The 19,448-nt window shown below is 72.7% G+C and carries 18 protein-coding genes; 13 read left to right on the plus strand and 5 right to left on the minus strand.

The window, feature by feature from the left end; all coding sequences use genetic code 11:
- Positions 1-43: 43 nt before the first annotated feature.
- Positions 44-1,168 carry a ribosome small subunit-dependent GTPase A gene (rsgA, locus tag EAO71_RS27460; RefSeq protein WP_147980509.1) on the minus strand — a complete coding sequence of 375 codons (1,125 nt, stop codon included), beginning with the start codon at positions 1,166-1,168 and terminating at the stop codon, positions 44-46.
- A gap of 613 nt (positions 1,169-1,781) precedes the next feature.
- Positions 1,782-2,462 carry an esterase/lipase family protein gene (locus tag EAO71_RS27465; protein ID WP_147980510.1) on the minus strand — a complete coding sequence of 227 codons (681 nt, stop codon included), beginning with the start codon at positions 2,460-2,462 and terminating at the stop codon, positions 1,782-1,784.
- 197 nt (positions 2,463-2,659) lie between these two features.
- Between EAO71_RS27465 and EAO71_RS27470 the strand changes: the two genes are divergently transcribed.
- The 3 genes from EAO71_RS27470 to EAO71_RS27480 all read left to right on the plus strand — a co-directional run bounded on the left by EAO71_RS27470 (position 2,660) and on the right by EAO71_RS27480 (position 6,964).
- Positions 2,660-4,837, plus strand: a complete 2,178-nt coding sequence (locus EAO71_RS27470) for a helix-turn-helix transcriptional regulator (protein WP_147980511.1) — start codon at positions 2,660-2,662, stop codon at positions 4,835-4,837.
- A gap of 348 nt (positions 4,838-5,185) precedes the next feature.
- Positions 5,186-6,388, plus strand: coding sequence for a serine hydrolase domain-containing protein (locus EAO71_RS27475; RefSeq protein WP_147980512.1), 1,203 nt, complete (start codon positions 5,186-5,188; stop codon positions 6,386-6,388).
- A gap of 159 nt (positions 6,389-6,547) precedes the next feature.
- On the plus strand, positions 6,548-6,964 hold the full coding sequence (locus EAO71_RS27480; protein WP_261992382.1) for a VOC family protein: 417 nt from the start codon (positions 6,548-6,550) through the stop codon (positions 6,962-6,964).
- Here EAO71_RS27480 and EAO71_RS27485 read toward each other — a convergent pair.
- Both EAO71_RS27485 and EAO71_RS27490 read right to left on the minus strand, forming a co-directional pair.
- Entirely contained in the window at positions 6,961-7,677 is a 717-nt protein-coding gene (locus EAO71_RS27485) for a helix-turn-helix domain-containing protein (protein WP_147980514.1), read from the minus strand. The two genes, EAO71_RS27480 and EAO71_RS27485, sit on opposite strands and share 4 nt — an antisense overlap.
- Positions 7,678-7,806: 129 nt before the next feature.
- Positions 7,807-8,922, minus strand: coding sequence for a YihY/virulence factor BrkB family protein (locus EAO71_RS27490; RefSeq protein WP_147980515.1), 1,116 nt, complete (start codon positions 8,920-8,922; stop codon positions 7,807-7,809).
- 17 nt (positions 8,923-8,939) lie between these two features.
- Between EAO71_RS27490 and EAO71_RS27495 the strand changes: the two genes are divergently transcribed.
- Both EAO71_RS27495 and EAO71_RS27500 read left to right on the plus strand, forming a co-directional pair.
- Positions 8,940-10,577, plus strand: coding sequence for an acyl-CoA dehydrogenase family protein (locus EAO71_RS27495; protein ID WP_147980516.1), 1,638 nt, complete (start codon positions 8,940-8,942; stop codon positions 10,575-10,577).
- 346 nt (positions 10,578-10,923) lie between these two features.
- Positions 10,924-12,237: a helix-turn-helix domain-containing protein gene (locus EAO71_RS27500; protein WP_147980517.1), complete on the plus strand. Its 1,314-nt coding sequence runs from the start codon at positions 10,924-10,926 to the stop codon at positions 12,235-12,237.
- A 75-nt stretch (positions 12,238-12,312) separates the two neighbouring features.
- Here EAO71_RS27500 and EAO71_RS27505 read toward each other — a convergent pair whose 3' ends face one another.
- A complete protein-coding gene (locus EAO71_RS27505; RefSeq protein WP_147980518.1) occupies positions 12,313-12,534 on the minus strand; it encodes a CarD family transcriptional regulator in 222 nt (73 codons plus the stop codon).
- 259 nt (positions 12,535-12,793) lie between these two features.
- Between EAO71_RS27505 and EAO71_RS27510 the strand changes: the two genes are divergently transcribed.
- The 8 genes from EAO71_RS27510 to EAO71_RS27540 all read left to right on the plus strand — a co-directional run bounded on the left by EAO71_RS27510 (position 12,794) and on the right by EAO71_RS27540 (position 19,364).
- On the plus strand, positions 12,794-13,363 hold the full coding sequence (locus tag EAO71_RS27510; RefSeq protein WP_147980519.1) for a GNAT family N-acetyltransferase: 570 nt from the start codon (positions 12,794-12,796) through the stop codon (positions 13,361-13,363).
- 369 nt (positions 13,364-13,732) lie between these two features.
- The gene (locus EAO71_RS39785) at positions 13,733-13,816 is read left to right on the plus strand and encodes a putative leader peptide (RefSeq protein WP_310591794.1); all 84 of its coding nucleotides are present in this window, start codon (positions 13,733-13,735) and stop codon (positions 13,814-13,816) included.
- 126 nt (positions 13,817-13,942) lie between these two features.
- A complete protein-coding gene (locus EAO71_RS27515; protein ID WP_147980520.1) occupies positions 13,943-15,640 on the plus strand; it encodes a nitrite/sulfite reductase in 1,698 nt (565 codons plus the stop codon).
- Positions 15,637-15,816, plus strand: coding sequence for a hypothetical protein (locus EAO71_RS27520; RefSeq protein ID WP_147980521.1), 180 nt, complete (start codon positions 15,637-15,639; stop codon positions 15,814-15,816). Before EAO71_RS27515 ends, EAO71_RS27520 begins: the two co-directional genes overlap by 4 nt.
- On the plus strand, positions 15,813-16,520 hold the full coding sequence (locus tag EAO71_RS27525; RefSeq protein ID WP_147980522.1) for a phosphoadenylyl-sulfate reductase: 708 nt from the start codon (positions 15,813-15,815) through the stop codon (positions 16,518-16,520). The genes EAO71_RS27520 and EAO71_RS27525 overlap by 4 nt, the downstream gene beginning before the upstream one ends.
- Positions 16,517-17,083, plus strand: coding sequence for an adenylyl-sulfate kinase (gene cysC / locus EAO71_RS27530; RefSeq protein ID WP_147980523.1), 567 nt, complete (start codon positions 16,517-16,519; stop codon positions 17,081-17,083). Before EAO71_RS27525 ends, cysC begins: the two co-directional genes overlap by 4 nt.
- Complete coding sequence (gene cysD / locus EAO71_RS27535; protein WP_147980524.1) at positions 17,080-18,015, plus strand: sulfate adenylyltransferase subunit CysD; 936 nt, start codon at positions 17,080-17,082, stop codon at positions 18,013-18,015. The genes cysC and cysD overlap by 4 nt, the downstream gene beginning before the upstream one ends.
- Positions 18,016-18,017: 2 nt before the next feature.
- Positions 18,018-19,364: a sulfate adenylyltransferase subunit 1 gene (locus EAO71_RS27540; RefSeq protein WP_147980525.1), complete on the plus strand. Its 1,347-nt coding sequence runs from the start codon at positions 18,018-18,020 to the stop codon at positions 19,362-19,364.
- Positions 19,365-19,448: the final 84 nt, after the last annotated feature.

The raw sequence follows: 19,448 nt of genomic DNA on the forward strand, positions 1-19,448 counted from the left end.
CGGTACCGCCCGCTCCCCCGTCCCGCCGTCCCGGCCCGTCCCGTCAGCGGATGCGGCCCCGCTTCGCCTCCATGGCCGCGCGGCCCGCCGCGCCCTTGCGCTTCCAGTCCTTGAGGATCTCGGCACGGACGCGGGCGTCCGTCTTGGCGACGATGCGCTGGTTCTCGCGCAGCAGCTTGCGGTAGCTCTCCAGCCGGCGGACCGGCAGCACGCCCTCCTCGACGGCGGCCGTCACCGCGCAGCCCGGCTCCGACTCGTGGGCGCAGTCGTGGAAGCGGCAGTCGGCCGCCAGGCCCTCGATCTCCGAGAAGACCTGGCCGACACCGGTCTCGGCGTCCCACAGGCCCACGCCCCGCAGCCCCGGGGTGTCGATGAGGACGCCTCCCCCGGGCAGCAGGAGCAGGTTGCGGGTGGTCGTGGTGTGGCGGCCCTTGCCGTCCACGTCACGGGCCGCCTGGACGGTCATCACGTCCTCGCCGAGGAGCGTGTTGGCGAGCGTCGACTTGCCGGCGCCGGACGCGCCGAGCAGCACGCTCGTCCCGCCGGAGACGACGGCCGAGAGCACTTCGACGCCCTCACCGGTCGCGGAGCTGACGGGCAGCACCTGCACCCCCGGCGCCGTCGTCTCCACGTCCTCGRCGAGGTACGAGAGCCCCGTCGGGTCGGGGACGAGGTCGGCCTTGCTGAGCACGACCAGCGGCTGCGCGCCCGACTCCCACGCCAGGGCGAGGAATCGTTCGATACGGCCGAGGTCCAGCTCGACGGCGAGCGAGACCGTGATGATCGCGTGGTCCACGTTCGCGGCGAGGATCTGGCCCTCGGACCGCTTGGAGGAGGTGGACCGCGCGAAGGCGGTCCTGCGCGGCAGCAGCGTCCGTACGTACCGGGGGTTGCCGCCGACGGGTTCCACCGCCGCCCAGTCACCGGTGCAGACGACCTTGAGCGGGTCGTGCGGTGTCACGAAGGCGGTGTCGGCCCTGATGAGGCCTTCGGTGGTGACGAGGTCGCACTGCCCGCGGTCGACGCGGACGACGCGACCGGGGAGCAGTCCCTGCTCGGCGTGGCGGGCGAACTCCGCCTCCCAGCCCGCGTCCCAGCCATAGGGAGCGAGGGCGTGCGAGGGCGAAGCCTGAAGAGAAGTGGAAGCCTCGGAAGAGGAGAAAGACAAGGGGAACCCTTCGAAGGGTGGCCCCGGCGGCGCGCTCCGCGCGCGGAAGTCGAGTGGGTGTCAGCCGGAGACCACAGGGGTGGGAACGATGAACTCCTGAATGCGGGCAGCGCCCGTCACCATGACAGTCATCAATGTCCTCACCTCCTGCTTCTTCTCGACGATCCGACACCGTCCTCCTCGGGAACGGACAGGCGACACCCTAGCCCCGCTCCAGGGCGCCGCACCACCGATTTAATCGGACACCTCACCCGCCGGCATCAGCTGCGGAACCGGTACGACCGTCCCTGCTGATCCCCGGCATCCGGGCGGAGGCCACGGCGCACCGTGCTCCGTGGCCTTCGTGGTCGTCCGCGGCTCCACGGCTTTCGTGGTCAGCGGGCCCCCTGAGCGGCGGCCGAGACGGCCCTGTCCGCCGGGGAGTCCGGGCCCGCCCGTTTTCGGTGTCGGGGCCCCTGCCGGCCGCTCCCGGTGACCACGAGCCCTCACCGGCCACGGAACGCGCGACGGTCCATGACGCGAGGTCGCCGTTTTCGCACTCCACGAGAGCGTGGCCCGGCGGACGACGTCCCGGCCGCCGGGGACGGGCGGCCCGCCGACGGCCGCGGTCGCCTCATCGGACGAAGTCGCGAGTCAGCTGGGAGACGTTCTCGCTGACCACCAGCCAGGCATGTTCCACACAGCCCACGTTGGTGTTGGCCGCTCCCGACAGCACCGTGCTGCTGTCGGGGTTGATCAGTTCGTCGCAGGACGACCAGAAGGTGCCGTAGTTCACCGCGCCAGGCGTCTCGTCACCCGAGTTGAGCTGGGTCAGGAAGGAGCTGCCCGTGGCCATCTCCTTGCAGGACGCGAGCGCCCAGTCGCAGACCTGGGCCGCGTTCGTCCCGTGGTTGGGTCCGCCCAGCGACACCCAGTCGTCCACGTACGAGGTGCCGCCCAGGAACTTCAGGTACCAGCGCGAGCCCAGGCCGCCCATCGAGTGCGTCACCACGTCCACCTTGGCCGCACCGGTACGCGCTCGCAGCGCGTTGACCTGGTCGCGAATCTGCTCGGCCGTCGTCACATTCGACTGGAACGGGTTGTAGGACATCGCGTAGAGCCGGTCGGCCGGCCAGCCGGAGGCCTTGAAGTCGGCCACCATCAGATCGAAGTTCCATGCGCCGCCCTTGTAGCCGTGGACGAACAGCACCGGGTCGGGCGTGGCCGCCTGGGCCGGCGCCGAAGGCACGAGAACGGCCGCCGTGGCGGCGCAGGACAGCGCGATCGCGGCCAAGGCACGTCTGAGTGGGCGCATCGGGGCTCCTCGGGTTGTCGGGAGCCCACAGGGTGCGGTCGCCCACACCGTGCTGCCATCGGTTGAATCGCCAGTCTTTACACGGGAGTAACTTCCTCCTAACTTCAACGACCGTGACGCAAGTTTCAGCAAGTTTGACGCATGCGCCTGTTGACGATGTCGCGCTCGCCGCGCAGCCGCCGCATGGGCAGGCCTCCGTGCCCCTCTCCGAAGGCGTCGCCGTCCGCGTCCTTCGCGCTGTCCACGGCCACTCCACAGCCGCCGCCGAACTCGCCGCCACCCTCACCCCCGGCGAACGCACCGGTCAGTTGCCGCTACCGGACCCCCTCGCCCGCCGGCTTCCCACCACCGAGGGCCACCGGGCCCGGCTGGCCCGCCTCCCCGCACCGAGCCGCCGGTTGCTGCTGCTCGCCGCCGCCGACCAGCACCCGGTCGACAGCCGGGCCTTCCTGCGGGCGGTCGCCGCCACCGGACTCGACACCGCCGACCTGGCCCCCGCCGAGGAGGCCGGGCTGGTGCGGTCCACCGCCGCGGGGCCCGTATTCCCCGACGCCCTGCTGCGAGCCGTCGTCTATGACAGCGCCCGCCCCGAAGACCGGCGATCCGCCCATCAACTGCTGGCCCGCGTCCTGGACCCCCGGTCCGAGCGGGGCCCCTGGAACTGGCACCGCGCCTGTGCGGCCCTCGGCCCCAGTCGGCGGCTGGCAAGGGACCTGGCCGCCGCTCCCGCACCCGACCCCGTCACCGCCTCCCACCATTGCGAACGTGCCGCACTGCTCGACCCCGACCCTGAAGGGAGGCTCCGCGGTCTCGCCACCGCCGCGGTTCACGCCTGGCAGGGCGGCCAGTCGGACCGGGCCCGCACGCTGCTCGCGGCCGCCGAGCACCTCGCCGCCAGGGTCTGCGACGGCGACTCCCGCGTCCCGCTGCTGCGCGGCATCATCACGCTCCGTTCCGGCCATGCCCCAGCGGCCCTCGACGACCTGGCCGCCGCGGCGACCGGCGAACCGCACACCCCGGCGCGCGCCGTCCGGGCCCTGGCCCTCGTCGCCGAAGTGGGCCACTACACCGGCGACCTGCGCCGCTGCCATCAGGCCGCCCGCGCATCCGAGGCCCTTGCGCGCCGGTGCCCGCCCTCGGCCGACCCGGCCGTCCACGCACTGCTCGCCGGGCTGATCGGCACGGCCGCTTCCGGGCGGGGTCGCGACGGAGAGGGCATCGATCGGCTGCGCGAGTCCGTCACCGAAGCCCGACGCAGCGACGACCCCGCCGCCCTGGTGCTCGCCACCGTCTCAGCCCTCTGCCTCGGCGACGACGACCAGGCCCTCGCCGCCTCCCGCCACGCGGAAACGGCTGCCCGCGCCCAGGGCGACGCGGCCGCCCTTCCCCGGGCGCTGGAGTTCCGCGCGTACGCGGAGGTGTGGTCCGGGCGGCTCCCCGCCGCCACGTCGACGGCCTTGCGCGCTCTGCGCCTCGCCCACGAGACCGGCCAGGACAACATCGCCTGCCATCTCCAGGCCGGACTCGCCCTCATCGCCGCCATCCAGGGCGACGCCGGCACCTGTCTGGCCCGTGTCCGAAGCGCACAGGCTCACGCCGCAAGCCACGGCCTCGGGCTCGCCACCGCCCTGAGCATATGGGCCCTGGCCTATCTCGACCTGACCCGCGGCCTCCCCGCCGAAGCGGCCTCCCGGCTGCGCGCACTCGCCCGTATGCGACCAGGTGACGGACACCCCGCCATCCGCCGCCTCGCCACTCCCCACTACGTCGAGGCAGCCGCCCGAGCAGGCGACGAGCCCGCGGCCCGGGCCGCCCTCGCCGCGTACGAGCGCTGGGCCACCACTGCCACCAGCCCGTCCCATCTCGCGCTCGTCGCCCGTTGCCACGCCCTGCTCGCCACCGGCGAGGAGGCCCTCGACCGCTACCGCGAGGCCCTGGAGCTGCACGACGCGGACGGCCGCCACCTCGAACGCGCCCGTACCGAGCTGCTGTACGGCGTCGCCCTGCGCAGAATGCGACGGCGTACGGAGGCCCTCGACCGGCTGCGCTCCGCCCATCAGGCGTTCGAGCGGTTCGGCGCACTCCTCTGCGCCCAGCATGCCGCCGCGGAACTGCGTGCCATGGGCGACTCCACCCCCCGCCCAGCCAGTACCGCAGCCGAGGGTTCCGGTGGTGCGCCGACCGCCCCAGCGCTCCAGGCCCTCACCGCCCAGCAGTTGGTGGTCGCCCGGATGGTCGCCGAGGGCGCCACCAACCGGGAGATCGCCACCCGCCTGACCCTCAGCCCGCGCACCGTCGACCACCACCTGCGCAGCGTCTACGCGCGGCTCGGCATCTGCTCCCGGGTCGAACTGGTCCGTCTGGTGGACGCCTGAGTCCGACCGACTCGGCTTGCGCACGCGGGGCGCTTCCCTCGACCWCGCGWGGTCGAGGAAGCGTTCGATACGGCCGAGGTCCGGCTCGACGGCGACCGAGACCGAGACCGTGGTGATCGCGTGGTCCAGGTTCGCGTCGAGGATCCGGCCTCGGACGGCCCGCCGACCGGTCTCGGCCGACCGCCGCCCGGCGGGACCCCGGCCCGCCGGAGCCACCCCCGACGCCTCGCCCGGGTCGGCCGGATGGAGCACCACGCAGGCGGCGGGCCGGCGGAACTCCGATGCTGAGTCGGACGCGACCCGCCGGACGGCCGCCCGCCCGGCACCCCCAGCTCAGGAGGAACCCTCGTGCCGGCACGCCTCGCAGTCCGCTCCCGTACGCGCTCCCGCTACCGCTCCCGTACGCGCCTGTCCGTCGCGGCGCTCTCCGCCGCCGCGGCGCTGTGCGGCCTCGTGCAGCCCGCGCAGGCGGCGGCGACACCGCCGTCCCCCGAGCGGAACCTCCAGCGGGAGCTGGAGGAGATCGTCGCCACACCCGGCGGACCGCCCGGGGTGATCGCCCTGCTCCGCCGAGGGAACCGGACCGAGGTCGTCCGGGCCGGCGTCGCCGACGTCGAGACCGGCCGGCCGCCGCGGGCGACCGACCACATGCGGCTCGCGAGCGTCGCCAAGGCGTACAGCGGTGCCGTCGCCCTGCGCCTGGTGGACCGGGGCGTTCTGCGGCTCGACGACACGATCGGGAAGTGGCTGCCGACGCTGCCGGCCGACTGGCACCGGGTGAAGCTCCGTCAGCTGCTGAACCACACCAGCGGACTGCCCGACTACACGTCGGCGCCCCGGTTCCTCGAGATCCTGAGGGCGGACCCCCGGCACCACTTCGACTCGCGCCGGCTGCTCGACTTCGTCGCGGACCAGGACCTGGCCTTCACCCCGGGGTCGCAGTACGCGTACTCGAACTCCGACAACATCGCCGTCGCCCTGATGGCCGAGGCCGCGACCGGCCGTCGCTACGAACGGCTCCTGGAGCAGCAGGTGTACCGGCCGCTCGACCTGCGGCAGACCAGCCTTCCCGCGGGCTACCGGCTGCCGCGGCCGTACCTGCACGGCTACGACGTCACCCCGCCCGCCGCTCCGGAGGACATCAGTGAGGTCCTGAGCGCCTCCGGCATCTGGGCCTCCGGCGCCGTGGTCGCCACGCCGAAGGACCTCGCCTCCTTCATCAGCGGCTACACGAGCAGGGACTACCTCTCCGAGCGGACCCGTCGGCAGCAGCGGACGGTCGTGCCGGGCGGGGCGTCCGAGCCCGCCGGACCGGGGACGAACGCGGCCGGACTCGGGATCTTCCGCTACACGACCCGCTGCGGGGTCGTGTACGGCCACACCGGCAACTTCCCCGGCTACACCCAGCTGGCCGCCGCGACACCCGACGGCAAGCGGTCCCTGACGTTCTCGATCAACACGCAGACCAACAAGACGACGAAGCCGGAGCTGCTGGCCCGGGTGCGCGCCGTGCAGGAGGACTTCGTCTGCGCCCTGCTGCGGAAGCGCTGAGCCGTCCCGCCGGCCGGACACACGGCCGGCGGGGCCGGGTCCCCGATGACCGGGGACCCGCCGCGCGGCCGGGGCGGGCGGGCCACCCTCCGCCCGGACCGCCACGCCACGTCCGATTCGTACAAGACGTCCGCGCCGGACCCTGCCTACGGTGCGGGCATGAACGCACCACGACTCGATGTCATCGGCCTGGTGGTCTCCGACATGGCCGCCTCGCTCGCCTTCTACCGACGGCTCGGGCTGGACCTCCCGCCCGGAGCCGAGGACGCGCCGCACGTGGAGGCCGACCTGCCCGGCGGGATGCGGATCGCCTGGGACACGGAGGACGTCATCCGCTCCTTCGACCCGGGCTGGACCCGCCCGGAGGGCGGCGACCGGATCGGCCTCGCCTTCCGCTGCGGCACCCCCGAGGAGGTGGACGCGACGTACGACTCCCTGGTCGCCGCCGGCCATGCCGGCCACCTGAAGCCCTGGGACGCGTTCTGGGGTCAGCGCTACGCGGTGGTACTCGACCCGGACGGCAGCGGCGTCTCGCTCTTCGCCCCGAACGCTCCCGACGAGACGGACGCCCCCTAGGTCCTGTCCGGGATCTCGCGCCGGGCCGCGGCGTACGCGCCGACCGTCGTGCCGGCGAGGGCGCGCATCTCGCGGGCCAGGTGCGCCTGGTCCGCGCAGCCCGCGGCGATCGCCGCCTCCGCGAAGGGCGACCCCGCCCCGACCAGGGCGAGGGCGCGCTGCAGTCGCAGGATCCGGGCCAGCGTCTTGGGTCCGTAGCCGAAGGCGTCCAGCGACCGCCGGTGCAGTTGCCGGGCGCCGAGCCCGACCGCGTCGGCGGTCTCCGCGACCGGCCGCCCGGCGTCCAGCCGGGCCGCGACGGCCCGCATCAGCGGATCCGGCGCCGGGGAGTCCGCGGCCCGCCGCAGGACCAGGTCCTCCAGGGCGACGGCGGGGTCCGCGGCTCCGGCGATCCGCTCGCCGAGCCGCCGCGCCTCCGCCCCGCCCCACAGGGCCCCGGCGTCGACCCTCCGGTCGCGGACCTCCCGCGCCGGCACCCCGAGGATCGCCGGCGCGTCACCGGGTGCGAAGCGGATCCCCGCGTACTGCCTGACCGGGCCCTCGGGAACGTACGCCCGGGTGTCGGGGCCGGCCACGAACAGCCGCCCGTCGGACCAGAGCAGGTCCATGCAGCCGTCCGGCAGCACGGGGTACGGGCCGTCCCCGGTCCCGGGCCCGACGGTCCGGGACCAGACGACGGCACCGTCCAGCCGTGAGGGACGCTCTTCGTACACCCCTCCAGGGTAGGCATCGAGGCGGCGCGAGCGGGGGGCACCTCCCGGGTGAAGCCCAGGGGGAGCGGCTTCGAACACGGGCCCCGGGCCCGAGCCCTCGGTCCTCCCCCACCCCGTGACCCGGGCCCCTCAGTCCTTCTCCCACCCCGAGTGCAGGCGTGACTTCACGTCGTCCGGCGGCAGGAACTTCGACCAGCGTTCCGGGAACTCCGACGGCATGTCCGGGTCGTCGTCGTCCACCTCGTCCGCCTCCGCCCGCAGTCGGGCGACCAGGTCGGCGGCCTGGGCGGCACGGGCCCGGTCGGAGGCCTCGCGGGCCGCGGCGGTGGCGACCGACGGCCAGACGCGGTCGATCGCCGCGTTCACCGCCGCGCCGACCAGCACCGCGAAGGCCGAGATGCCGATCCAGAGCAGCACGGCGATCGGCGCCGCGAGGGAGCCGTAGATCGTGGGTCCCTCGACCTGGCTCGTCAGGTAGATGCGCAGCAGGAAGCTGCCGAGCACCCACATGCCGAGGGCCACCAGGGCGCCGGGGATGTCCTCGATCCAGGGCGAGCGGACGGGCACGGAGACGTGGTACAGCGTGGTGAGGAAGGCGACCGAGAGCAGGATGACGGCCGGCCAGTACAGGACGGAGACGACCTCCGTGCCCCAGGGCACCAGCTCCACCACGCGGTCGGGGCCGACCACCGCGAGCGGGAGGACGACCGCGCCGATGATCAGGGCCACGATGTAGAGCAGGAACGCGAGGAGGCGGGTCTTGACGATGCCCCGGTGTCCGTCGAGGCCGTACATCACGGTGATGGTGTCGATGAAGACGTTGACGGCGCGCGATCCGGACCACAGGGCGATGGCGAAGCCGAGCGAGATGAGCTCGGGCCGTTTGCCCTGGGTGACGTCGTCCAGGACCGGTTTGGCGATGTCGCGGACGCCTCGGTCCGACAGAACCGTTCCGGCGGCGTTGAGGATGTTCTGCTCGATGCTGGCCACGGTGTCGGTGTTGGTCCAGTCGTCGGCGTAGCCGAGGAGCGCGATCATGCCGAGCAGCAGGGGCGGGAGCGACAGCAGCGTGAAGAACGCCGCCTCGGCGGCGAGGCCGAGGATGCGGTACTCGATGCACGAGTTGACGGTGTCCTTCAGGAGCAGCCAGACCAGCTTCCGCTTCGACACGTTGCGGTAGAGGACTCGGGCCCGGTGGAGTCTGCTCCCGGGCCGCCGCTCGGGTGTTTCGTTTGCTGCCTGCACCTCCTTACCGTATCGGCATGGCAGCCGGCACCCACACCGTGACCAACCAGGCTCCGCCCCTGGTGGGATATGACGTCTTCATGTCCGACCGGGCCCTGACGGAGGCGGTGGAACGACATCTGACACCCGAGGTCTTCGCGGAGGCACGTGAGGAACTCGTGACCCTGGGCCGGGCCGCCGGTTCGGCCCAGGTGCGGGAGTGGGGCGAGCTCGCCGACACCTGCCCGCCGCGGCTGCGGACGCACGACCGGTACGGGAACCGGATCGACGAGGTCGTGTTCCACCCGGCCTGGCACCGGCTGCTGGGCAAGGGGGTCAACGCGGGGCTGACGGACGCGTGGGGCCGTCCGGGTGGTCATGTGCGGCGGGCGGCGGGCTTCCTGGTGGCGTCGCAGGCCGAGCCGGGGCACGGCTGCCCGCTGTCGATGACGCACGCGGCGGTCCCCGCGCTGCGCACGGATCCGGAGCTGGCCGCCGTCTGGGAGCCGCTGCTCACCTCGCACGTCTACGAGCAGGGCCTGCGGCCGCCGCGGGAGAAGGCCGGGGTGCTCCTCGGGATGGGGATGACCGAGAAGCAGGGCGGCAGCGACGTCCGGTCCAACACGACCGAGGCGCGTCCGCTGGCCGAGGACGGCACGTACGTGCTCACCGGGCACAAGTGGTTCTGCTCGGCGCCGATGTCGGACGGGTTCCTGGTCCTGGCGCAGGCCCCCGGCGGTCTGACGTGCTTCCTGGTGCCGCGGGTCCTGGAGGACGGCACGCGCAACGCGTTCGCGATCCAGCGTCTGAAGGACAAGCTCGGCAACCGGGCGAACGCCTCCGCCGAGGTGGAGTTCGACGGGACGACGTGGGCGCGCCGGGTCGGCGAGGAGGGCCGCGGGATCCGGACGATCATCGGGATGGTGGCGGCGACCCGGCTGGACTGCGTGCTGGGGTCGGCGGCGCTGATGCGGCAGGCGGTGGCGCAGGCCGTGCACCACACCGCCCACCGCCGGGCGTTCGGCGGCGTGCTGATCGAGAAGCCGTTGATGCGGAACGTGCTGGCCGACCTGGCGCTGGAGTCGGAGGCGGCGACGGTCCTCGGGCTGCGGCTGGCCGCCGCGTACGACACCGACTCGGAGGCGGAGCGGGCGTTCCTGCGGATCGCCGTGCCGACGGCGAAGTTCTGGGTGACCAAGCGGTGCACGCCGGTCGTGGCGGAGGCCCTGGAATGCCTGGGCGGCAACGGCTACGTGGAGGAGTCGGGCATGCCGCGGCTGCTGCGCGAGTCGCCGCTCAACTCGATCTGGGAGGGGTCGGGGAACGTCCAGGCTCTGGACGTGCTGCGTGCGCTGCAGCGCGAGCCGCGGGCGCTGAACGCGTTCCTGACGGAGGTGGGGAGGGCGCGGGGCGAGGACCACCGGCTCGACGGCGCCATCCGGGGGGTGCTGACCGAGCTGGCCGACCTCGACGGGATCGAGGGGCGGGCGCGGCGCCTGGTGGAGCGGATGGCGCTGGTGCTGCAGGGCTCGCTGCTGGTGCGGTGGGCGCCGCCCGAGGTGGCGGACGCCTTCTGCGCCTCGCGGCTGGGGGGCGACTGGGGATCGGCCTTCGGCACGCTGCCGACCGCCCTGGACCTGGGCGCGGTGGTGGAGCGGGCGCGTGCCGTGGGCTGAGGTCCCGTCAACCTGCGGGCGCGTCGGACGGTCGCGCGCGGGTGCAGCTGCGGGGCGGGTGGTTCGCGTCCCGCGTCCCCGCGCATCCGTTCCGTCCGCGCGTGCCAGGGGTGGACCCGAGGGGTCGGCACGCGCGGAAAAGCCGGGGGTGGTGCTGCGCCGACACGGCACCACCCTCGGCTGTTGCACCACCCTCATGCACCTGGCGGGTGTCCGCCAGAGTTGCAAAGGGTTGCAGGATTACCCGAACCGTCCTTCACCGGGGAGCACCGGGCGGCACGATGGGCTCCGACACTCCGGAAATCTGCAGAACCGATACAGCACCGCAGGTGGCTGGGAGAGACCGATGAAGAACACGCAGCTCGACATGCACCGGCTCGCCGCCATGGACGCCGCCCAGGCCACACGGCTGCTGTACCGGGTACGGGAGGAGACCCTCGCGGGCCGCACGCCCCCGATCGCGCCCCGCCCGGTGATCGACGCGTCGTGGCAGCGGATGTTCCGGCTGGGCGTCGATCCGGACCAGGGCACCAGCAGTGTGCTGCTGCGCCGCGACGAACTGGAGGAGCGGCGGCGCACGACGGTCCTGGGCGAGGTGATGCGGACCCTGAGCGAGGGACTCGCGGCGATGGCCGACGCCTCCCTCCAGATCATGGTGGTGACGGACGAACAGGGCCGGGTGCTGTGGCGCGAGGGGAACCTCGCCGTGATGCGGCAGGCCAACGGCATCTGCCTGGAGGAGGGCGCGGCCTGGACCGAGCACACCACCGGCACGAACGCGGTGGGGACGGCGCTCGCCATGCGCCGGCCCGTGCAGGTCCACTCGGCCGAGCACTACGTCCACACCCTGCACCGGTGGACCTGCGCGGCGGCCCCCGTGCACGATCCGCGCGACCAGCGTCTGCTGGGGATCGTGGACGTCAGCGGTCCGGCGTCGACGTTCCACCCGGCGACGCTGGCGCTGGTCGGCTCGGTCGCGCAGCTCGCGGAGGCGGAGATGCGCGAGCGTCATCTGCGATCGATCGAACGGCTGCGGTCGGTGGCCGCACCGATCCTCTGCCGGGTGGGGGGCCGGGCGATCGCCGTCGACACCCACGGCTGGACGGCGGCGGTGACCGGGATGGCGCCCCAGGACCGGATCGCCCTGCCGAAGTCCTTCCGCGCGGGGCGGGTCTGGCTGCCGTCGCTGGGGGCGTGCGCGGTGGAGCCGCTGCCGGGCGGCTGGCTGCTGCGGGTGGACGACGAGGAGCGTCCGGAGTCAGGCGGGCCGGTGGTCCCGGCGAGCAGCGTGGTGCTCGACCTGAGCCGGCCGCGGCGCTGGTCGGTGGCGGTCGCGGGGGCGGCGGGCAGCTGGACGCAGGAGCTGAGCCCGCGCCACGCCGAGCTGCTGTTCGTGCTGGCGCTGCACCGGGACGGGCGGACGGCGGCACAACTGGCGCAGGACGTGTTCGGGGACCGGACCCGGACCGTGACGGTACGGGCGGAGATGTCACGGATCCGACGGAATCTGGCGGGGGTGCTGGCGCACCGTCCGTACCGCTTCAGCGAGGAGGTCGGGGTGGAAGTGCTGCGCCCGCCCCACCCGGAGGACCTGCTGCCGCACTCGACGGCGCCGGCGGTACGGGCGGAACGGGCGAACCGCGCGGAACGGCGGAGGTAGTAGGGAAGAGAAGGAAGAGGGCTGTACAGGGCCCCGGGGACCGAAGGGCGCCCGGGGTGGCCCTGCGGACACGACCTAGAGCTTGCTCATCTTGTTGTACGGGCTCACGATCCGCCGTTGCGCCGAGCCGAAATCCACGACAGCCGCGATTCCGTCCTCGATGCCGACGACGCGGCCGAGGCCGTACATGTCGTGGGTGACCTTGTCGCCTACGGCGAACTCCTTGGGGGGCAGCGCGACCGGGGCCTTGAAGGGGCTGGTGGGCAAATGGCGCTTCGGTGCAGATGGCTTCGTCATTGCCCCCAGTATGCGCCAGCGCGCACCCGTTCGGTGCGGCCGTCCGGCTCCCTTTCTCGCTCGGGGGGCCGGGACGGCCACCCGCGGCCGGGCCCGCGCGGCGGATCGCGGGCGCCGACACGGGCGCGCGACCCGTTCCGGTGCCCGCCGGACCGCCGCGGACCGGATGCCGGAGGCGGGTGTCCACGATCCGGACAGTCCGTTCACGGCGGCGGGGGCCGCCTGGGCGTCGCCGCCGCGGCCGTGATGCGATGAGCGCATGAGCACTACTGTCACCACCTGGTCCCTCGAACAGACCTCGCCGTCCGATCTCCGCCCCGCCGTCGCGCCGGAGGGTGACGACCTCACGATCGTGCGGGCCGAGGTGCCCTCCCCCGAGTTCAGCCGCTTCCTCTACACGGCGGTCGGCGGCGACATCCACTGGAACGACCGCTTGCACCTGTCCTACAAGGAGTGGCAGGAGATCGTCGAGAAGCCGGGGTCGGAGATCTGGGTGGCGTACGAGAAGGGCACGCCGGCCGGGTACGTGGAGCTCGACCCGCAGGACGACGGCGTCGTGGAGATCATCTACTTCGGGCTGATCGCCTCCTTCCGGGGTCGCCGGATCGGCGGTCACCTGCTGACCGAGGGCGTGCGGCGGGCCTGGGACCTGGCCGAGCGCTGGCCCGACCGCGAGCCGACGCGCCGGGTGTGGCTGCACACCTGCTCGCTGGACGGCCCGCACGCGATGGACAACTACCGGCGCCGCGGCTTCCGGCTCTTCGACACCAAGGTGGAGGAGGCCGAGGAGACGGCGACCCCGGGCCCCTGGCCGGGCGCCCTGGGCTGACGCCCCCGCCCCGCCGCCGGACACGCCGGGGCCGGTCCGTCCGGGCCCCGGACGCAGAACCCGGACGCTGAACCCGGCCGCTCGGCACCAGGGGCCCGGCCCCGCCCGTACCCGTACCTCCCGGACGCGGCGGGCGGCACCCGCGGCGCGCCGCCGAGGGCCCCGGAAACGGCGCCCCGCGCGCGCCCCGCGCCGGGCCGCTCCCACCCCGCCTGCGGACCACGGACCCCGACAGGCCCCCGGCGCACGACCCTTGGGCACCGCCCGCCGAAAGTGACCCACAGCACACCGTCTCGCCATGCGGGACGTCTGTGTCCACATCCTGGACGAAGCTGGACTGGGTCCAAAGTCCCGTGACACGCTTCCGTCATGTCTGGAACTGGAATTGCCTTGGTGAGTCGGCGGCACGTCGACCTCGGCCGCATGTCCAGCGCCATCTGTCCGGCGCGCTGAGAGAACCAGCACCGCCGCGATCACTTCTCTGCCCGACCCTGCTGCGCACCGCCGCGCCATCATCACACCTGCGCGCGAGTGTGCAGGTCAGAGCCGCCCTCCCGCAGTCCCGAAGGACGAAAAGCCATGGCCGCCACCCCGGAAAACCCCGCACCCGCCACGCCCCGCCGCAAGGTGAGCCGTCACCGTGGCGAGGGTCAGTGGGCCGTGGGGCACTTCACCCCGCTGAACGGCAATGAGCAGTTCAAGAAGGACGACGACGGTCTCAATGTGCGGACACGCATTGAGACGATCTACTCGAAGCGTGGATTCGACTCGATCGACCCCAACGACCTCCGCGGGCGCATGCGGTGGTGGGGCCTCTACACCCAGCGCAAGCAGGGACTGGACGGCACCAAGACCGGCGTCCTGGAGCCGGAGGAGCTGGACGACGAGTTCTTCATGCTCCGGGTCCGTATCGACGGCGGCCGGCTGACCACCGAGCAGCTCCGGGTGATCGGTGAGATCTCGCAGGAGTTCGCTCGGGGCACGGCGGACATCACCGACCGGCAGAACGTGCAGTACCACTGGATCCGGATCGAGGACGTCCCCGAGATCTGGAACCGCCTGGAGGCCGTCGGCCTGTCCACCACCGAGGCCTGCGGCGACACGCCCCGCGTCATCCTCGGCTCCCCGGTGGCCGGCATCGCCGAGAACGAGATCATCGACGGCACGCCCGCCATCGACGAGATCCAGCGGCGGATCGTCGGCAACAAGGACTTCTCGAACCTGCCCCGCAAGTTCAAGTCCGCCGTCTCCGGATCTCCGCTCCTCGACGTGGCGCACGAGATCAACGACATCGCCTTCGTCGGCGTGCACCACCCGGAGCACGGTCCCGGCTTCGACGTCTGGGTGGGCGGCGGCCTGTCCACCAATCCCAAGCTGGGCGTCCGGCTGGGCACCTGGGTCTCGCTCGACGAGGTCCCGGACGTCTACGAGGGCGTCATCTCGATCTTCCGTGACTACGGCTACCGCCGGCTGCGCACCCGCGCCCGCCTGAAGTTCCTCGTCGCCGACTGGGGCGCGGAGAAGTTCCGCCGGGTCCTGGAGGACGAGTACCTGAAGCGGAAGCTGACGGACGGGCCCGCCCCCGAGCAGCCCGCCGGCCGGTGGCGCGATCACGTCGGTGTCCACCGGCAGCAGGACGGCCGCTTCTACGTCGGCTTCGCGCCGCGCGTCGGCCGGGTCGACGGAGCCACGCTCACCAAGATCGCCGAGATCGCCGAGGCGCACGGTTCGGGCCGGATCCGCACCACCGCCGAGCAGAAGATGATCGTCCTCGACATCGAGGAGGGCCGGGTCGACTCGCTCGTCTCCGCCCTGGAGGCCCTGGACCTGCGGGTGAACCCCTCGACCTTCCGGCGCGGCACGATGGCCTGCACCGGTATCGAGTTCTGCAAGCTGGCGATCGTCGAGACCAAGGCGCGCGGCGCGTCCCTGATCGACGAGCTCGAGCGCCGCATCCCCGACTTCGACGAGCCGATCACCATCAACATCAACGGGTGCCCCAACGCCTGCGCCCGTATCCAGGTGGCGGACATCGGCCTCAAGGGCCAGCTCGTCCTGGACGACGACGGCAACCGGGTGGAGGGCTACCAGGTCCACCTGGGCGGCGCACTCGGCCTGGAGGCCGGCTTCGGCCGCAAGGTCCGTGGCCTGAAGGTGACCTCGGCCGAGCTGCCGGACTACATCGAGCGGGTCCTGGAGCGCTTCCGCAAGGAGCGCGAGGACGGCGAGCGCTTCGCCACCTGGGCGGCGCGCGCGTCCGAGGAGGCCCTGTCATGAGCGAGCGTGCCGCGCCGTTCCACTGCCCGTACTGCGGCGACGAGGACCTGCGCCCGAACGAGCAGGGCCACGGCGCCTGGGAATGCCGGGCATGCGGTCGAGCCTTCCAGCTGAAGTTCCTGGGGCTGCTCGCCCCGGGCACTTCGAGCGATTCCGACGGAGGGGAAGAGATATGACGACGACTCAGGTCACTGAGGGCGCCGATCTGAAGGACCTGGCCGAGCGGGCCGGGCGCGACCTCGAGGACGCGACCGCGCTGGAGATCCTCCAGTGGGCCGCCGACACCTTCGGCCGGGACTTCTGCGTCACCTCTTCCATGGAGGACGCCGTCGTCGCCCATCTGGCGTCACGAGCCCTGCCCGGCGTGGACGTCGTCTTCCTCGACACCGGCTACCACTTCCCGGAGACCATCGGCACCCGTGACGCGGTCGACGCGGTGATGGACGTCAACGTCATCACCCTGACCCCGCGCCGGACGGTTGCCGAGCAGGACGCCGAGCACGGCCCGGCGCTGCACGACCGGGACCCCGACCTCTGCTGCGCCCTGCGCAAGGTCAAGCCCCTCGAGGAGGGGCTGGCCGCCTATCGCGCCTGGGCCACCGGTCTGCGCCGCGACGAGTCCCCGACCCGGGCGAACACCCCGGTCGTCGGCTGGGACGAGAAGCGGCAGAAGGTCAAGATCTCCCCCATCGCCCGCTGGTCGCAGGACGACGTCGACGCCTACGTCGCCGAGCACGGCGTCCTCACCAACCCGCTGCTGATGGACGGTTACGCCTCGGTCGGCTGCGCGCCCTGCACCCGCCGGGTCGTGGACGGCGAGGACGTCCGCGCGGGCCGCTGGGCCGGCCGGACCAAGACCGAGTGCGGACTGCACGGATGACGGACACTCAGGAACTTCAGGAGAAGCACGTGACGGGTGCCACCATCTGGCTGACCGGGCTGCCCAGCGCCGGCAAGACCACCATCGCCCACGAGCTGGCCGGCCGGCTGCGCGGCGAGGGCCACCGCGTCGAGGTCCTCGACGGCGACGAGATCCGCGAGTTCCTCTCGGCGGGCCTCGGCTTCAGCCGCGAGGACCGGCACACCAACGTGCAGCGGATCGGCTTCGTCGCCGAACTGCTCGCCTCCAACGGCGTGAAGGTCCTCGTCCCGGTGATCGCTCCGTACGAGGACAGCCGCGAGGCCGTCCGCAAGCGTCACATGACCGAGGGCACGCCCTACGTCGAGGTGCACGTCGCCACTCCGGTGGACGTGTGCTCGGTACGCGACGTGAAGGGGCTGTACGCCAAGCAGGCCGCGGGCGAGATCAGCGGGCTGACCGGGGTCGACGACCCGTACGACGAGCCGCGGAACCCGGACCTGCGGATCGAGTCCCAGAACCAGACCGTGCAGGAGTCCGCGGCGCAGCTCCACGCGCTGCTCACCGAGAGGGGTGTCGCATGACGACCGTCGCTCATGTCCACGACGCGACCGACAGTCCGTTCGCGCTGTCGCACCTGGACTCCCTGGAGTCCGAGGCCGTGCACATCTTCCGTGAGGTCGCGGGCGAGTTCGAGCGGCCGGTGATCCTGTTCTCCGGCGGCAAGGACTCCATCGTCATGCTGCACCTGGCGCTGAAGGCCTTCGCGCCGGCCCCGGTGCCGTTCACGCTCCTGCACGTCGACACCGGGCACAACTTCCCCGAGGTCCTGGAGTACCGCGACCGCACGGTGGCGCGCCACGGGCTGCGCCTGCACGTCGCGTCGGTGCAGGAGTACATCGACGCGGGGAAGCTGCGCGAGCGTCCCGACGGGACGCGCAACCCGCTCCAGACGGTGCCGCTGACCGAGGCGATCCAGCAGCACCGTTTCGACGCGGTGTTCGGCGGCGGTCGGCGCGACGAGGAGAAGGCCCGCGCCAAGGAGCGCGTCTTCTCGCTGCGCGACGAGTTCTCGCAGTGGGACCCGCGCCGGCAGCGGCCCGAGCTGTGGCAGCTGTACAACGGCCGGCACGCCCCCGGCGAGCACGTCCGGGTCTTCCCCCTGTCCAACTGGACCGAGCTGGACGTCTGGCAGTACATCGCCCGTGAGGGGATCGAGCTGCCGGACATCTACTTCGCCCACGAGCGCGAGGTCTTCGCCCGCAACGGCATGTGGCTGACCGCCGGAGACTGGGGCGGCCCCAAGGACACCGAGACGGTGGAGAAGCGGCTGATCCGCTACCGCACCGTGGGGGACATGTCCTGCACCGGCGCCGTCGACTCCGACGCCACCACGCTCGACGCCGTCATCGCCGAGATCGCCGCGTCCCGACTGACCGAGCGGGGCGCGACCCGCGCCGACGACAAGATGTCCGAGGCCGCGATGGAAGACCGCAAGCGCGAAGGGTACTTCTAGCCATGACGAGCACCACCGAGCAGTTCACCGACGTCTCGGCGACGACCCTGCTGCGGTTCGCCACGGCCGGCTCCGTCGACGACGGCAAGTCGACCCTGGTGGGCCGGCTGCTGCACGACTCCAAGTCGGTGCTGACCGACCAGCTGGAGGCCGTCGAGCACGCCTCCCGCTCCCGCGGCCAGGAGGCACCCGACCTGGCCCTGCTCACCGACGGCCTGCGCGCCGAACGCGAACAGGGCATCACCATCGACGTCGCCTACCGCTACTTCGCGACGGCCCGCCGCCGGTTCATCCTCGCCGACACCCCCGGCCACGTGCAGTACACCCGGAACATGGTCACCGGCGCCTCCACCGCCGAACTGGCCGTGGTCCTGGTCGACGCCCGCAACGGCGTCGTCGAGCAGACCCGCCGCCACGCGGCGGTCGCCGCCCTGCTGCGGGTGCCGCACGTGGTCCTCGCCGTCAACAAGATGGACCTGGTGGACTACGCCGAGCCCGTCTTCGCGGCGATCGCCGAGGAGTTCACGACGTACGCCTCCGAGCTCGGTGTCCCGGAGATCACCGCGATCCCGATCTCGGCGCTGGCCGGCGACAACGTGGTGGAGCCGTCCGCGAACATGGACTGGTACGGCGGTCCCACCGTCCTGGAGCACCTGGAGACCGTCCCGGTCAGCCACGACCTGACGGCCTGCCACGCACGCTTCCCGGTGCAGTACGTCATCCGCCCGCAGACCGCCGAGCACCCCGACTACCGGGGCTACGCCGGTCAGATCGCGGCCGGTGCCTTCCGGGTCGGCGAGCGGGTCACCGTGCTGCCGTCGGGCCGGACCTCCACCATCTCGGCGATCGACGCCCTCGGTGAGCCCGTCGACATCGCCTGGGCCCCGCAGTCGGTCACCATCCGGCTCGCCGACGACATCGACATCTCCCGCGGCGACCTGCTCGCGCCGGTCGACGACGCCCCGGCGACCAGCCAGGACGTCGAGGCGACGGTCTGCCACGTGGCCGACCAGCCGCTCGTCGTGGGCCAGCGGGTGCTGCTCAAGCACACCACGCGCACGGTCAAGGCGATCGTCAAGGAGATCCCATCGCGGCTGACCCTGGACGACCTCTCCCAGCACCCCGAGCCGGGGCAGCTGGTCGCCAACGACATCGGCCGGGTCAAGGTGCGCACCGCCGAGCCGCTCGCGCTCGACGCGTACGCGGACTCGCGCCGCACCGGTTCGTTCCTGCTGATCGACCCCGCGGACGGCACCACGCTCGCCGCCGGCATGGCGGGCGAGTCCTTCGCCGGCGCCAAGGCCGCGGCGGCCGTCGCCCCCGCAGACGAGGAAGGGTGGGACTTCTGAGATGAGAAACGACGTCTACGCCACGTTCGCCAAGGAAGGCGGCCGGGTCGGCTCCGGTGCCCTCGGTGCGGGCCGGGGAGGTGT

This window comes from Streptomyces sp. MS191 (assembly GCF_008042125.1).
Classification (GTDB): domain Bacteria; phylum Actinomycetota; class Actinomycetes; order Streptomycetales; family Streptomycetaceae; genus Streptomyces.

Excerpts from the sequence above, each read along its gene's own strand:
- EAO71_RS27495 (WP_147980516.1), top strand. The coding sequence starts at position 8,940 with ATGGCAGCCGGCACCCACACCGTGACCAACCAGGCTCCGCCCCTGGTG.
- EAO71_RS39785 (WP_310591794.1), top strand. The coding sequence starts at position 13,733 with ATGTCTGGAACTGGAATTGCCTTGGTGAGTCGGCGGCACGTCGACCTC.
- cysC (WP_147980523.1), top strand. The coding sequence starts at position 16,517 with ATGACGGACACTCAGGAACTTCAGGAGAAGCACGTGACGGGTGCCACC.
- EAO71_RS27500 (WP_147980517.1), top strand. The coding sequence starts at position 10,924 with ATGAAGAACACGCAGCTCGACATGCACCGGCTCGCCGCCATGGACGCC.
- EAO71_RS27465 (WP_147980510.1), bottom strand. The coding sequence starts at position 2,462 with ATGCGCCCACTCAGACGTGCCTTGGCCGCGATCGCGCTGTCCTGCGCC.
- EAO71_RS27510 (WP_147980519.1), top strand. The coding sequence starts at position 12,794 with ATGAGCACTACTGTCACCACCTGGTCCCTCGAACAGACCTCGCCGTCC.
- EAO71_RS27505 (WP_147980518.1), bottom strand. The coding sequence starts at position 12,534 with ATGACGAAGCCATCTGCACCGAAGCGCCATTTGCCCACCAGCCCCTTC.
- EAO71_RS27540 (WP_147980525.1), top strand. The coding sequence starts at position 18,018 with ATGACGAGCACCACCGAGCAGTTCACCGACGTCTCGGCGACGACCCTG.
- EAO71_RS27520 (WP_147980521.1), top strand. The coding sequence starts at position 15,637 with ATGAGCGAGCGTGCCGCGCCGTTCCACTGCCCGTACTGCGGCGACGAG.
- cysD (WP_147980524.1), top strand. The coding sequence starts at position 17,080 with ATGACGACCGTCGCTCATGTCCACGACGCGACCGACAGTCCGTTCGCG.
- EAO71_RS27515 (WP_147980520.1), top strand. The coding sequence starts at position 13,943 with ATGGCCGCCACCCCGGAAAACCCCGCACCCGCCACGCCCCGCCGCAAG.
- EAO71_RS27525 (WP_147980522.1), top strand. The coding sequence starts at position 15,813 with ATGACGACGACTCAGGTCACTGAGGGCGCCGATCTGAAGGACCTGGCC.
- EAO71_RS27480 (WP_261992382.1), top strand. The coding sequence starts at position 6,548 with ATGAACGCACCACGACTCGATGTCATCGGCCTGGTGGTCTCCGACATG.